Raw genomic sequence first — 14,670 nt, forward strand, 5'->3', positions numbered from 1 at the left:
AGCATGTTTCAAAAGACACGTATTCGTCTAACTATATTGAATTCGTTAGTATTTATCCTATTAATAGGTGTATTAGGTAGTATTATTTATTCGTACACATACAAGCGTACTTATAATGAAGTGGATCAATCTATAAAAATGATAACTCAGTATAGAGAAAAATTTGATGTTAAAATGCCACCACCAAGAAAACGTATAGAGAATATCAAAATTCGAGACCCACGGATAACTATAATAACTTGGAATGGAAAAATAGTGGAGATAGAAGGCGATAACCATAAATTTCGCTCTAACTTTGAAGGGGATTTGGAAAAGTTTTCTCCAAAAAAGGTAGGGGATTTGCAAGATATTGAAGTGCAAGGACGATATTTTAGAACGTTTGCGTTTCAAGAAGATGGAAAAATAGTTCAAATTGTACGTGATACAACAGCTGAAGAAGAAATGCTAAATACTTTATTTTTAATTCTCATAATAGGTTGTAGCATAGGCAGTCTATGTGCAATAGGTATCGGTTTTTTCCTAGCTGGCAGGGCACTCATACCTATTCAAAATTCATGGGAGAAACAGCAGCAATTCGTTTCCGATGCATCACATGAATTAAGAACACCGCTTGCAGTTATTCAATCAAAAACGGATGTATTATTCCAGTCCCCATCCGCTACGATAGAAGAAAAAGCCGTGGATATCTCTACAATTTCAAAAGAATGTAGGCGGCTATCGAAACTCGTTAGCAATTTATTGTTGTTAGCACGTTCGGATTCTAATCAAATTGAGATGGATAAGAAAACATTTGAACTGGATAAGTTGTTAGAAGAAATTATAAATCCATATAAAGAAATTGCCTCTTATCAAGAAAAAGCGATGATATTAAAAGTAGAACGTGATATAACGTTTATGGGTGATAGAGAGAGAATCCATCAAATGATGGTCATATTGTTAGATAATGCGATGAAGTATACGAATGAAGATGGGCAGATTCAAATTGATTGCACACAAACGAGTAATTCAATTCGTATACGGGTGAAAGATAATGGGATAGGAGTTAAAGAAGAAGATATTCCAAATTTATTTGATCGTTTTTATCAAGGAGACAAAGCAAGAAGTATGTCAGAAGGAGCTGGGTTAGGTCTTTCAATCGCTAATTGGATTGTAGAAAAGCATTATGGAAAAATATCGGTAGAGAGCAAATGGGGAGAAGGAACTTGTTTTGAAGTGATTTTCCCAAAAAATCAAAGATTATAAGTGAGAAGACGACCTTGTTTTTACAAGGTCGTCTTTTTTAAGGGAAAGTTAAGGAATAACTTGTAGCATGTATTACATAATGGAAACTTGTGATGGAAAGAAAAGATGTAAGTTTTTTTGAATGAACTGGATAAATCATAAGGTTATTTCTAACAGAGATGAAGTTTATGTATAGTATAAAAAAAAATTATGGGAAAGCTGGAAAAAGAAAGCGTGAGAGGGAGGAAGAAGTCTTGAAAAAGAAAATGATGACGGTATTCACTATTGGAGTAATGAGTTTAAGTATATTAGGGGGTGCCTCCCCTTCTGGAATGACAAAAGGAAAGACAGATTACACGCAGCGTAGTAAAGAACAATTAAATGATGGGAAAATACATGCAATGCATACGGAAGAAAAAGCGGAAAAGTTAGGCATTGAAACGGATGGGAAAGAACAAATTACGTTAGAAAAAGAAATTCATGAGACGGAAGTAGGAAGAGAAGCTAATCAATTAGGTATCTCGGCAGAAGGGAAAGATGTTGGAATTCTTTCAGAAGAAATTTATGAAACAAAAGTGAGGAAAGAAGCGTTGAAACTAGGAATATCTATAGAGAATACGTCGATTGTAAGTTTAATTGATCAAATTAATAAGATTAAAATTAATAATGAAGCAGAAAAGCTTGGTGTTTCAACTGAAGGAAAAGAAATAGAAGAGATTGAGGAAGAAATCTACGGAACGAAAGTTAGAGAAGAAGCAGAAAAGCTAGGTATTGCTCAACAAGGAAAAGAGATGGAAGAGTTAGCACAAGAAGTGTACGAACAAAAAGTACAGGAAGAAGCAAAAAAATATCATATTGATTTATATGGCAAAGATATATATCAAGTATTAAGAGAAATAAATGAGCAAAAGGTAATAGAAATAGCAGATGAGCTAGGTATGGATAGAACGAATTTGAAGATTCAAGATTTAGCGGAGAAGATAAATCTTGAACAACCTGAAAAGGGAAAAGAGCTTAAGTTTGTTCCTATGGTTCAAACAGATGCTGATGCGTTTTATTCGTATTTAACGAATTAAAAAGGGCGTGAGAGTGATACGAAAATGGAAGTGGTATATATGTATGGCCTTACTATGTATAGGGGTATGGGGTGCATATACAAATGGAATTACAAAGTATGTGGAGAAAGTAAAGGGGGTACTATTTTCAAGTGTACAAAGTCAAAAACGAATAGAGTTTAGTAATAACGATGAAAAAGTCATGTTATCAAATGTGCCTTTAATTCAGCAATTACCAGAGTTAGATAGAGGCTGCGAAGTAACAAGTTTAGCGATGATGTTACAATACGCAGGTGTTTCTGTAGATAAGATGAAATTAGCAAATGAAATAAAAAAAGTTAATTTTATGGAAGATGGTGTACGTGGGAATCCGAATGAAGGATTTGTAGGGAATATTTATACCTTTTCTGAATCCGGATACGGTGTATATCACGGACCACTTTTTCAGTTAGCAAAAAAATATTTACCGAATAAAGCTGTGGACTTAACAGGGAAGAGTATAGAAGAAATTTATAAGAGTGTAAAAGCAGGGCACCCGGTAGTCATGATTACGAATGCAACATATGCTCCTTTAGATGAAGATGAATTTACTACATGGGAAACAAATAGTGGGGATGTTTCTATTACGTATAATGAACATTGTGTTGTACTTGTTGGGTACGATAAGGAATCTGTATATATTCGAGATCCCCTCGATGATAGCTTAGATGTAAAAGTGCCAAGAGGAAACTTTGAACAGGCATGGGTGCAGATGGGGAGTCAGGCAATTAGCTATGTAAATAACTCCAAATAAATTAGGAAGAAGAGCATGAACTATATAACTATAAGATGAAGGATAAAGATTTAAGGAATTGTAAGAGAAGTTTTGCAGATTTTTTTTTGAAGAGAAGCTGTTAAGAAATAAGAGAACTTTAGCTTATTATATATGCTAAAGTTCTCTTATTTTTTAGGATTAAAATGTTTAGGAGAAGTGGATATGTAAAAATGCATAATTGACGAAAAAATTACATGTTATCATTATATATTGTTTTATACATGTTGATTGTATAAAATTACACAAGTGTTCTATTACATAAAGGAGGCTTATTATGCAAAATATATTTAACTGGGTTAAAAGTATGAGTATCAAGAAAAAATTAATCATTTCATTTTTTATTATTTTAACTATACCAGGACTTATTATCGGTGGTGTTTCATATCAAACTGCCAAAACAAATTTTGAACATCAAATGACCGATAAAGCAAAGGAGAATATTTCAGTTTTAAATACTGTTATTTCTCAAAATATAGAAGAGAAATTTGTTGATGCGACGTACTTTTCAGACATCTTAACAGAGGATACATATCCAAATGGACAAGAAGAAATAGTAAGAACGAAGTTAGCACAATATATAAAGCTTCATCCAGAAGTAGAAGGTATTTATATTGGAACGCAGACGGGTAAGTTTATAAGAGAACCATTTATTCAAATGTCTGATGGCTATAACCCAACAGATAGATCATGGTATAAAGAAGCGCATGAAAATAAAGGAAAGGTAATTGTTACTGCACCGTATCAATCAGCATCTACAAAAAATATGGTAGTGACAATTGCTAAAGAAGTAAAAGATGGTAAAGGTGTTATAGGTATTAACTTGAATTTGGATAACATCCTCAAGGTTTCAAAAATGATTAATATTGGTGAAAAAGGCTATGCAGTTATTTTAGATCAAAATAAGCAAATTGTTAGTCATCCGTCTAGAAAGCCAGGTTCAAAGGTTACTGATCCTTGGATTAAACCAATTTATGAAGACAAACAAGGAAATGTATCTTATACAGAACAAGATGATAAAAAGAATTTAATCTTTACAACAAATGAGAAAACAGGATGGAAAATAGTTGGAGTTATGTTTGACGAAGAAATTATGCAAGCTGCCAGTCCAGTGTTTTATAAGACTTTGATTGTCATAGCTATCGCTATTGCATTTGGTAGTGTATTAATTTATTTCATTACAAATTCTATTACAAGGCCATTACGACAAATAGCTGAATCGGCACATAAAATTAGTAAGGGAGATTTAACAGAAAAAATTACAATCCATTCCAAGGATGATATAGGGAAACTAGGGAATGCATTTAATGAAATGTCTACGTCTTTACAAGATGTGATCACCCAAATTAGCTTTTCAGCAGAACATGTTGCAGCATCGGCAGAAGAGTTAACAGCGAGCGTACAGCAAGCGAATGATGCGACAGATCAAATTACAATTGCAATGGAACAAGTATCAGGTGGGGCTGAATCACAAAGCCAAGGTGTTGAAGAAGGCGCGGCTACATTACAACAAGTAAATACAGCAATTCAAGATGTAACTGGAAGCGCAGAGTCAATTTCTATTTCCTCATTACATGCGCGAGAAAGAGCTGAAGAGGGAGAAGATTTAGTTGAACAAACCGCAAAACAAATGCAGTCTATTTCTAGGTCGGTATCCGAGTCAGATGCTATTATTAAACTTCTTGATGAGAAATCAAAGCAGGTAGGAGCTATTTCTGAAGCAATTCAAAACATTGCTACTCAAACGAACTTATTAGCTTTAAATGCAGCTATTGAAGCGGCAAGAGCAGGGGAACAGGGCCGAGGCTTTGCTATTGTAGCAGATGAAGTAAGAAAGTTAGCAGAGCAATCAGGAGAGTCATCCGGAGAAATCGCGAATTTAATTACGGAAATTAAGGCTGATATTGAACATACTGTTAAGGCAATGGATAATGTGAGTGGGGAAGTTCAACAAGGCTTAGATGTTGTAACAAAAACGAAAGTAAGTTTTACAGAAATTTTAAGTTCTACTACTCATATTGTTTCTCAAGTTAATCAAATGGTAGAAACAACGAAGAGTATAGCTGGAGATGCAAACGAAGTAACAAATGCTATTGATGAAATTGCAGCGGCGGCAGAAGAAAATACAGCTAGTATGCAAAGTGTTGCAGCTTCAACAGAAGAACAAGTAAATTCGATGGAAGAAATTAGTTCGGCTTCGCAAAACTTAGCTGAGATGGCCGAAGAACTACAAGCAATGACTAGTAAATTTAAAGTATAATAACAGCAAATAAGTAAGGTGAAAATAATATCACCTTACTTATTTTTATATTCAGTAATTAGGGGAGTCATTAACGGGATGAAAAAAAGAAAAAGACTATGGAATTTATGGAAAACGATTACATTGTTAGTTTGTACGGTTGTAATTTTTTCTTTACTTGTTACAGATATATTAATTAGTCATAATGTAGAGCGGACAACGGAGGATAGCCAGGCAGAGAAAGCGAAAACAATTGCACATATTGTGGCGAATGATTCAGTTGTAATCAATGGTTTGATTGGGAAAGCAGATACTTCAGCAATCCAAACGTATACAAATAGGATATTAAAAAATACAGGTGTTCAATTTATTGTAGTTATGGATATGGATGGAATAAGAAAATCTCATCCAAATCCTCAAAAAATAGGTCATCATTTTATTGGGGGAGATGAAGGACCTGCATTGAAAGGGAAGGAACATGTATCGCTAGCAGAAGGAACTTTAGGTATTTCAATGCGAGTGTTTGTACCAATATTTTCTGAAACAGGTGAACAGCTTGGAGCAGTAGCTGTCGGTATTTCAGCAGATAATGTAAAAGAAAGAGTTAAGCAAAGTAGACATATTATTTATATTGGTGTCGGAGTTGGAGTATTAGTTGGGATTATAGGAGCAATATTGCTAGCTAGACATATAAAGAAAAGTTTATTTGGTCTTGAGCCGCATAGGATAGCAAAAATTCTTGAAGAAAGAAATACGATGTTGCTTTCGGTGAAAGAAGGTATTATTGCTGTAGATAAAGAAGCGAAAGTAACGTTAATTAATAATGAAGCAAAACGGCTATTTAAGAAAAGTGGACTTGAAGAAGACTTTATTGGTAAAGATGTTGAATTGTATATGCCGAATTCACGTATAAAAGAAGTGTTGCAAACAGGAGAGGTACAATTAAACGAAGAACAAAAAATTTATGGGATTACGATTGTTACGAATCGTGTTCCTTTATATGTAAAAGGAGAAATAGTTGGTGCGATTGCAACATTTCGTGATAAAACAGAAATCAGAAAATTGGCAGAAGAATTAACTGGTATTAGGCTATATGCGGAAGCATTACGGGCACAATCTCATGAATTTATGAATAAAATGCATGTCGTATTAGGGCTAACACATATGAAACAGTATGAAGAATTGCAGAAATATGTAAGTAGTATGGTATCAGAGCATCAATATGAAATTGGGGGGATTATGAAAAAAATTCAAAGCCCAGTATTTGCTGGTTTTTTATTAGGTAAACTTAGCTATGCTAGAGAGAAAAATATAAAGTTAATTATAAGTGAAGGCTCTTATTTACCAGAAATATATGATGAAAGTATGATTCATGAACTTATTACGATTGTCGGAAACTTAATTGATAATGCGTTAGATGCGGTAGCGAATTGTAAAAAGAAGCAAGTTGAAGTTGGTATACAGTATGGGGACACAGACACATTAACTATTACAGTACAAGATGCGGGGAAAGGTATACAAGAAGAGGAGATGGATGCATTATTTACAAAAGGTTATTCCACAAAGGGAGATAATCGCGGTTATGGTTTGTATCTTGTAAAAGAAAGTATAAAGCGAATAAATGGGGAAATTCATATTCATTCATTGGTAGGAGAAGGAACAACGATAACAATTGAAATACCTAATAGTAGGGATGAGAGGTAAAGATGATTAAAGTTTTAATTGTAGAAGATGATCCGATGGTGGCAATGTTAAATACACATTATTTAGAGCAAGTGGGAGGATTTGAACTTGTTCATGCAGTTAACTCAGTTAAAGAAGCGATAGAAGTATTAGAGAAGTCACGGGTAGACTTCATATTACTTGATATTTTTATGCCTGAGGAGACTGGATTTGAGCTGTTAATGTATATTCGAAATCAAGAAAAAGAAATTGATATTATGATGATTTCAGCTGTGCATGATATGGGAAGTATCAAAAAAGCATTACAATACGGGGTTGTAGATTATTTAATTAAACCCTTTACATTTGAACGATTTAAAGAGGCGTTAACTGTATATCGAGAAAAATTTACTTTCATGAAAGAACAACAAAAAATTAGTCAATCGGAATTAGATTCATTAATTTTGCAAAAAGAAAGAAGAGAGCCAACTGTCACTAAAGAGCTTCCGAAAGGATTAACAAAGCAAACATTGCAACTCATTTGGCAGAAAATCGCATCGCTTAATGGACAAGCATTTACAACTGATGAAATGGCGCAATTAGTAGGGGTTTCGAGAGTTTCTATTCGAAAGTATGTAATGTTTTTGACTGAAATCGGAGTATTAGAGAATGAAATGGTGTATCAAAATGTGGGAAGACCGGTGAGTAAATTAAGGTGTATTGACCGGAATAAAATAGACTTTTACGTATAAGCGACTTATTATAGGTCGCTTATACTTTTTTTAATTACAAAATCAATTACAAAACTTACAAAAACTATTTTTACTATTGAAAGCGTTTTAATATTGTTATTAAGAAAACAAGGGGGTGCCATATGGGAATTCAAAAGAATGTGGAAGCGGTATCATTTTCTGAAGGCAATGAATTGAAAAGTGAATCTTTCGCTTCTAAAATTATGAACGTTAAAATCGGTGTTATACCTTTACCGTTATACGTAGTATTGGCTGCTATTATTTATGGAGCATCTGTATATAATAAATTACCAGCAGATATGATTGGTGGTTTTGCAGTTATTATGATCATGGGTATTTTCTTAGGTGACATTGGGATGAGAATTCCAATATTAAAAAATATCGGTGGTCCAGCAATTCTCTCATTATTTATTCCATCGTTACTTGTATTTTTTAACTGGATGAATCCAGCTTCAATGGAAGCTGCGACCATGTTAATGAAAAAATCGAACTTTTTATATTTATATATTTCTTGTTTAGTAGTTGGAAGTATTTTAGGAATGAACCGTAAAGTATTAGTACAAGGTTTCGTTCGTATGTTTATTCCTTTAGTAGTAGGGACGTTAGCTTCTGTAGCAGTGGGCTTATTAGTCGGTTCACTATTTGGATTTGAAATGAAGCAGACATTTTTCTTTATCATCGTACCAATTGTGAGTGGTGGTATCGGAGAAGGGATTTTACCATTGTCGCTAGCTTATAGTGATATTTTAAATGAATCATCAGCAACGTTTGTATCACAGCTTATTCCGGCAGCTATTATTGGGAATATGTTTGCAATCGTGAGTGCAGGGTATATGAAGCGTTTAGGTGAGAAGAGACCTGAGCTTAGTGGTAACGGTGTATTAGTGAAAACAGATAATCAAGCAGAGTTATTAAAAGAACAAAATACAGAGAAGCCAATTGACTTCTCATTAATGGGAGCAGGTTTATTAATTGCGTGTACGTTCTTCATCTTTGGAGGATTTGCTTCTAAGTTCATCGGTATTCCAGGAGCAATCATTATGATTTTCTCAGCGGCACTTGTGAAATACTTTAAATTAATGCCAGCAAAAATGGAACAAGGAGCATTCCATTTATATAAATTTATTTCAAAGAATTTAACTTGGCCGCTAATGGTCGGTTTAGGATTGCTATATATTCCGTTAAAAGACGTAGCGGCAGTTCTTTCTGTAGGATATGTTGTTGTTTGTGCATCGGTTGTTCTTACAATGGTAGCGTCAGGTTTTCTTATAGGAAAAGTGATGAAAATGTATCCAGTTGAATCAGCGATTGTAACTGGATGTCATAGCGGTTTAGGTGGAACTGGAGATGTTGCTATTTTATCAGCTTCAAATCGTATGGAATTAATGCCGTTCGCACAAATTTCAACGCGTTTAGGTGGGGCTGCAATGGTCGTAACAGCGACAATTTTATTAAAAATGTTTTCATGATCAAACAAGCTAGCTATATTCATATAGCTAGCTTGTCAAATTAAGGGGAGATTATAAGTATGTTAGAAAAACAAATTAATGAAAGATCATTGTTATTGCATAAAGAGTTAGTAGGGAAAATTGAAATTACAAGTAAAGTAGAAGTGAATACAGCGGACGATTTAAGTTTGACTTATACACCGGGGGTAGCAGAGTCTTGTAAAGCAATTGCGGCAGATGAGGAAACAGCTTATGACTATACAGCACGTGGTAATATGGTTGCAGTTGTTTCAGATGGAACTGCAGTACTTGGTTTAGGGAATATTGGACCGAAAGCGGCTATGCCTGTTATGGAAGGGAAAAGTATTTTATTTAAGAAATTTGCGAATGTAGATGCTTTCCCGTTATGTTTAGGGACGACTGATGTGGATGAAATCGTTACCCTTGTTAAAAATTTAGAGCCTACATTTGCAGGAATTAATTTAGAAGATATTGCAGCACCACGTTGCTTTGAAATTGAAAGACGATTAAAAGAAGAAACGAATATTCCTGTATTTCATGATGATCAGCATGGGACGGCTATTGTCGTTTTAGCAGCCGTTATTAATGCATTAAAAGTTGTAAGTAAGCAAATGGATGATGTGAAAATTGTTATTAACGGTGCGGGTTCGGCAGGAATTGCAATTGGGAAATTATTATTAAAAGCTGGCGCAAAACATATTACGTTAGTTAGCTTAGAAGGTATTGTTTGTGAAGGTGAAACATGGATGAACGAAGCACAAATCGAAGTTTCAAAGAAGACAAATCGTGAATATGTGCGTGGAACATTAAAAGAAGCGATTCATCAGGCTGATATTTTCATTGGCGTATCTGCTCCTAACGTATTAACGAAAGAACTTGTACAGACGATGAATGAGAAAGCGATTGTGTTTGCAATGGCGAATCCAATTCCAGAAATATTCCCAGAAGATGCATTAGAAGCTGGAGCTGCTGTAGTTGGAACTGGTCGTTCTGATTATTCAAATCAAGTAAATAATGTATTAGCGTTCCCTGGTATATTCCGTGGTGCATTAGACGTACGCGCGACTGATATTACAGAAGAGATGAAATTAGCAGCAGCATATGGGATCGCTAACATAATTACGGACGAAGAGCGTAATGCGAATTATGTAATTCCAAATCCATTAGATAAAAGAGTTGTTCCAAGTGTTGCAGAAGTAGTAGCGAAAGCAGCCATTGATTCAGGTGTGGCACAAATTACGAAAATGCCAAGTTATAAATAGTCAAAAGCAGCGCCTTAAAAAGGCACTGCTTTTTTTGAGATAAGAAATCAAAATAATGAAGAAGTGTAAATTTATTCAAGCCCCTTTCATTATTTATTTAACTCCATTGCAACTTGTTTACCATTTATTAAAACCTCAGTTATTGCTACGATCACTTCTATCATTTTTTTCATCTCTCATCTCTCCTCGCGTCATTTCTTACTTTAAGTATAAGAGAAGAGAGATAATCCACCTATCGAAGTACGTGACGTAGAAATTACATTGTTGTAAGGAAGTGTTTCAGTTTTGTCACTTTATTCGGCATTGATTACAAATTGATCATAATATCTTTCATTCACATATATGTTTAATACCCATAATCCAGATGAAGGTAGTGACATTACGAGAGGGAGTTCCTTTACGGTTGTATCGACTGTATTTGAAGTAGTCCAAGTTTGTTTGGAGGTTTCTTTTTGAAAGAGTACTGGTGTTGGAGTTGTAGTTCCTTGTTTTAACGCAATAATAGATAGTTTTCCAGTTGGCATTTCAGGATCCAGGAAGAACCACATTATTTCATTTTGCTCATTTGCGATAATAGAGCTATCAGCCATTGCAATTTTTCTTTCAATGCCTTTTAACGGTATTTTTCCTTCTACGAATGATGGTGCTTCTTCCCAATTTACATCTTTTAAGACACTAAGGTGAAAAAAGGAAGGTGCGTTAATTTGAGAGGATGATGTTTCTAGTACTTCTTTTTTAGGTACATTTGAATCGGGTTGCATTTGCGCGCAGCCAGTAATGAGGAAGGAGAAAAGTAGCATAGTTCCGATTTTTTTCATGGTGCCACACTCCTAATTTTTATTGTTAGTGTAATTGTATTTGCTAGCAGGCGGGACAATTCCTTTAAATCATAAAAAGAGGTCGTAAGTTTTGTACGACCTCTTTTGACATTTTCTATCCCGCTATTTGCGGGCAGTAAGACTCCCACCTCGAAATTCGGCGAATGCGAGGAAGTTAGGTGGGAGTCGGGCTGCCCGTAAAAGCCCGATTGGTTCAACTAATAATCAGTGGGGGATGGAACCTCCCCACTGATTAAAGTTTCACTTTATATTTGTTCAGTTGAAAAGGTTGGTTCTCTCTCTTTTTGAGGCATTGTTAAGAAAATAACAGAAAGAACAATACATACTCCGCCTAATAATTGATATGCTCCAAAAGACTCATTAAGCCAAGCGATTGAAACGATGGCAGCTACAAGTGGTTCAATGCTAGATAAAATACTTGTTTCTGTTGCTGCTAAATATTTAAGACTACCGATATAAAGAAGGAAAGAAAGAGTGCCGCTTATAATGATAAGAATAAGCATAGAAAAAGTTTGAAGTGTGAAAGTTTGCGAAATCTGATTCCATCCAAAAGAACGATTACAAATAAGCAGTGCAATCCCTCCAATTGACATCCCCCAGCCAATTACTACAGTTGTTCCGCATTCTTTAATGAGAGAAGCTGGATGAAGGGTATAAAATGCAAATCCTATTGCCGTTAATAGTCCGAAAATAATGGCTGCTTTAGATAAAACAATATTTTCGATTGAGCCATTTGTAATAATAAAGTATGTTCCTGTTAGCGCAGTTATAATTGCGAGTATTTGCATAGAAGCAGGGAATTTTCTTTGCTCAAATGCAACATACATTGTAATAAGAACAGGGCCTAGAAATTGAAAGAGTGTTGCTGTGACCGCATTACTAATATGAACTGTTTCGATAAAAGCATACTGCGCACCAAGCATGCCAAGAATAGAGAAAATAATAAGCTGTATAGAATGTCTAGGGTGTTTCCAAATTTGAAATATGTTTTGTTTCTTTATTAGTAAGAAAGACAAAATAAATATTCCTGCAAGCAACAAGCGAATTGTTAAAAAATCAAGTGATGATACGTTCGTATGTTGAAATAGCCATTGAATCATCGGTCCAGATAATCCCCATAATGTGGCTCCTGTAATAATCATAATGAGTCCAATACGTCTACTTTTGTTCATTATCATGCATCTCCTCTCTAGTATTTGATTATTAATGCGTTACATGATAAAAGGAATTATATAGAACTTCTGATACTGTAAAAAGTATCAGTTATGTGTTTTTGAAAGGGGTCAGTTATTGTGTTAGAATTAACGCCTAATTTGAATGCAAATAGTAAGACGGCATTGTATGTACAATTGTATGAATATATAAAAAAAGAGATTAAAGATGGAACGATTTCGGCCCTTACGAAATTACCGGCTAAGAGGAAGCTGGCGACATATTTACAAGTGAGTAAAAATACAGTTGAAGCTGCTTATGAGCAACTTCTTGCCGAAGGATATATTGAGTCGATTTCTAGAAAAGGTTATTTTGTATGTGAAATCGAGCAAATGATTCATGTGGAAGGCAGCGAAGAGGTAATAGGAGAAGCACCTTTTCAAGATAAGGAGTATAAATTTGATTTCACTCAAACGGGTGTGGATACTAATACTTTTCCGTTTCATGTATATCGAAAAATTACGAACGAGGTATGGCAATTAGAGAATAAAGAATTACTTTTTCTTGGACATCCACAAGGTGAAGTGAGCTTGCGTGAAGAAATAGCGAGCTATATATATGAATCAAGAGGTGTGCGATGTTCGGCTAGTCAAATTGTAATCGGAGCTGGTACGCAAATATTAGTGAAGTTGTTATTTCAATTGTTAAAAGGAAGTGGTTATGCAGTTGAAAATCCAGGCTACCACCGAAAGATGGTTGTTTTCGAGCAGGGTGAACAAAATGTTCAAATGTTATCTTTAGATAAAGATGGTATTTGTATTTCAGAGTTAGAAAATAGTTCAGCTAATATTGTGTTTGTTACACCTTCTCATCAGTTTCCATATGGGATGATTATGCCGATTACGAGAAGGATGCAGCTCTTACAATGGTCAAAAAAAGATGAAGGAAGATATATTATTGAAGATGATTATGATAGTGAATTCCGTTATTCAGGAAAGCCGATTCCAGCGCTGCAAGGGTTAGATAGAGATGGGAAAGTAATTTATATGGGGACGCTGTCTAAAGCGCTATTGCCATCATTACGAATGAGTTATATGGTGTTGCCAAAACCGCTCATTAAGCAGTATCAGGAGCAATATTTATTTTACACACAAAGCGTTTCAAGAATGGATCAAGAGATCATTAGGAAATTTTTAAATGACGGGCATTGGGAAAAACATATTCATAAAATGCGTGTTGTGTACCGAAAGAAGAGAGACCGTCTTGTTTCGGTATTAGAAAAATATTTTTCTAATCGCATTGAAGTAATAGGGGAAGATTCCGGCCTACATATTTTATTAAAAGTGCATAATGGGATGGAAGAGAAAGAATTAATGGAAGCTGCAGCTGAAAGGAGTATTAAAGTGTATCCTGCTTCGATATATTATAAGGAAGGGACTTCTCCCAAAAGTACAGTATTGCTTGGATTTGCGACTTTATTAGAGGAAGAAATTGAAGAGGCCATTCAATTATTATATACAGCATGGTTTACAAGAAAGTAAAAAAACATCCTCATAAATGGAGGATGTTTTTTTATTATTTTTCTTCATCTAGGAAAAGAACCATATGCTCTTCATCCCAATATTGTCCGTTATATTTTAATGAACGTTCTTGCACGCCAAATGTTTTAAAGCCTAATGACTCATAAAGTTTTTTTGCACCATCGTTTCCGACAACAACATCAAGCATAACTTGCTCTACTTCTAAAGATTTAGCAAGCTCAAGACATTCTTTAATAAGTGCTTTTCCCGCTCCAAGTCCGCGTGCTTTTGGAGACACGTATACTGAACCGATTTTTGCTTTATGTTCTTGTTTTACATATGGTTTCGTTTCCAGTGTTGCAACTCCGATTAAAGTGCCATCTTTAAATGCACCTAGTGTATAGTTCTCATCTTGTGCTAATTTTTGGGCTTTATATTCAATAGCACACTCTTTATTAATAATATCTTCATAAGAAGAGCTGAAAGCTTCCGGATTTTGTTTTAATCCTTCTACTCGAAGTTCTAAGTAAATTTCTGCTTCGTCTTTTGTTAATACATGGATATCCAATTGTATCACCCTCCAAATCTTTGACAGTTATACCTATATTTTATATTGAAATAAGAATAATTTCAAAAGCTTAGCTTATAATAGTTGGTTTTATAAATAAAATAGCACCAGTAGTGTTGA

General features: G+C 34.7%; 12 protein-coding genes and 1 pseudogene. 10 read left to right on the plus strand and 3 right to left on the minus strand.

Translation table 11 applies throughout. The features are described from left to right. Positions 1–3: 3 nt before the first annotated feature. The 9 genes and pseudogenes from JFU54_RS19045 (at position 4) to JFU54_RS19080 (ending at position 10,471) form a co-directional block, all read left to right on the plus strand. The gene (locus JFU54_RS19045; RefSeq protein ID WP_201065863.1) at positions 4–1,242 is read left to right on the plus strand and encodes a sensor histidine kinase; all 1,239 of its coding nucleotides are present in this window, start codon (positions 4–6) and stop codon (positions 1,240–1,242) included. 233 nt (positions 1,243–1,475) lie between these two features. Continuing rightward, the gene (locus JFU54_RS19050; RefSeq protein ID WP_033708233.1) at positions 1,476–2,297 is read left to right on the plus strand and encodes a hypothetical protein; all 822 of its coding nucleotides are present in this window, start codon (positions 1,476–1,478) and stop codon (positions 2,295–2,297) included. A 43-nt stretch (positions 2,298–2,340) separates the two neighbouring features. Then, positions 2,341–3,069, plus strand: a complete 729-nt coding sequence (locus JFU54_RS19055) for a C39 family peptidase (RefSeq protein WP_033730989.1) — start codon at positions 2,341–2,343, stop codon at positions 3,067–3,069. A gap of 436 nt (positions 3,070–3,505) precedes the next feature. Beyond that, positions 3,506–4,408, plus strand: a pseudogene (locus tag JFU54_RS30485) (HAMP domain-containing protein); the annotation flags it as partial. 120 nt (positions 4,409–4,528) lie between these two features. Beyond that, complete coding sequence (locus JFU54_RS30490) at positions 4,529–5,347, plus strand: methyl-accepting chemotaxis protein (RefSeq protein ID WP_434088031.1); 819 nt, start codon at positions 4,529–4,531, stop codon at positions 5,345–5,347. Positions 5,348–5,425: 78 nt separating this feature from the next. Further along, entirely contained in the window at positions 5,426–7,030 is a 1,605-nt protein-coding gene (locus JFU54_RS19065; RefSeq protein ID WP_201065871.1) for a sensor histidine kinase, read from the plus strand. Between the two features lie 2 nt (positions 7,031–7,032). After that, on the plus strand, positions 7,033–7,740 hold the full coding sequence (locus tag JFU54_RS19070; RefSeq protein WP_002063727.1) for a response regulator: 708 nt from the start codon (positions 7,033–7,035) through the stop codon (positions 7,738–7,740). 122 nt (positions 7,741–7,862) lie between these two features. Further along, positions 7,863–9,209: a 2-hydroxycarboxylate transporter family protein gene (locus tag JFU54_RS19075; RefSeq protein ID WP_002167073.1), complete on the plus strand. Its 1,347-nt coding sequence runs from the start codon at positions 7,863–7,865 to the stop codon at positions 9,207–9,209. A 59-nt stretch (positions 9,210–9,268) separates the two neighbouring features. Continuing rightward, complete coding sequence (locus JFU54_RS19080; protein WP_002167074.1) at positions 9,269–10,471, plus strand: NAD(P)-dependent malic enzyme; 1,203 nt, start codon at positions 9,269–9,271, stop codon at positions 10,469–10,471. 293 nt (positions 10,472–10,764) lie between these two features. Here the strand turns inward: JFU54_RS19080 and JFU54_RS19085 are convergent, their stop codons facing one another. After that, positions 10,765–11,289, minus strand: a complete 525-nt coding sequence (locus tag JFU54_RS19085) for a DUF4871 domain-containing protein (RefSeq protein ID WP_002167075.1) — start codon at positions 11,287–11,289, stop codon at positions 10,765–10,767. 266 nt (positions 11,290–11,555) lie between these two features. Further along, complete coding sequence (locus tag JFU54_RS19090; protein WP_002091048.1) at positions 11,556–12,482, minus strand: DMT family transporter; 927 nt, start codon at positions 12,480–12,482, stop codon at positions 11,556–11,558. A gap of 120 nt (positions 12,483–12,602) precedes the next feature. On the opposite strand from JFU54_RS19090, the gene pdxR reads away from it, so the two are divergent. Then, complete coding sequence (pdxR, locus tag JFU54_RS19095) at positions 12,603–14,003, plus strand: MocR-like pyridoxine biosynthesis transcription factor PdxR (RefSeq protein WP_002167076.1); 1,401 nt, start codon at positions 12,603–12,605, stop codon at positions 14,001–14,003. A 34-nt stretch (positions 14,004–14,037) separates the two neighbouring features. Here the strand turns inward: pdxR and JFU54_RS19100 are convergent, their stop codons facing one another. Continuing rightward, the gene (locus JFU54_RS19100) at positions 14,038–14,550 is read right to left on the minus strand and encodes a GNAT family N-acetyltransferase (protein ID WP_002029700.1); all 513 of its coding nucleotides are present in this window, start codon (positions 14,548–14,550) and stop codon (positions 14,038–14,040) included. Positions 14,551–14,670 lie beyond the last annotated feature (120 nt).

It is taken from the genome of Bacillus sp. TH19 (assembly GCF_016651075.1).
In the GTDB taxonomy this organism is placed as follows: Bacteria; Bacillota; Bacilli; order Bacillales; family Bacillaceae_G; genus Bacillus_A; species Bacillus_A mycoides.

Coding starts and splice junctions, on each gene's coding strand:
- JFU54_RS19045 (WP_201065863.1), top strand. CDS start 4: ATGTTTCAAAAGACACGTATTCGTCTAACTATATTGAATTCGTTAGTA.
- JFU54_RS19055 (WP_033730989.1), top strand. CDS start 2,341: ATGGCCTTACTATGTATAGGGGTATGGGGTGCATATACAAATGGAATT.
- JFU54_RS30490 (WP_434088031.1), top strand. CDS start 4,529: ATGGAACAAGTATCAGGTGGGGCTGAATCACAAAGCCAAGGTGTTGAA.
- JFU54_RS19065 (WP_201065871.1), top strand. CDS start 5,426: ATGAAAAAAAGAAAAAGACTATGGAATTTATGGAAAACGATTACATTG.
- JFU54_RS19070 (WP_002063727.1), top strand. CDS start 7,033: ATGATTAAAGTTTTAATTGTAGAAGATGATCCGATGGTGGCAATGTTA.
- JFU54_RS19075 (WP_002167073.1), top strand. CDS start 7,863: ATGGGAATTCAAAAGAATGTGGAAGCGGTATCATTTTCTGAAGGCAAT.
- JFU54_RS19080 (WP_002167074.1), top strand. CDS start 9,269: ATGTTAGAAAAACAAATTAATGAAAGATCATTGTTATTGCATAAAGAG.
- JFU54_RS19085 (WP_002167075.1), bottom strand. CDS start 11,289: ATGAAAAAAATCGGAACTATGCTACTTTTCTCCTTCCTCATTACTGGC.
- JFU54_RS19090 (WP_002091048.1), bottom strand. CDS start 12,482: ATGAACAAAAGTAGACGTATTGGACTCATTATGATTATTACAGGAGCC.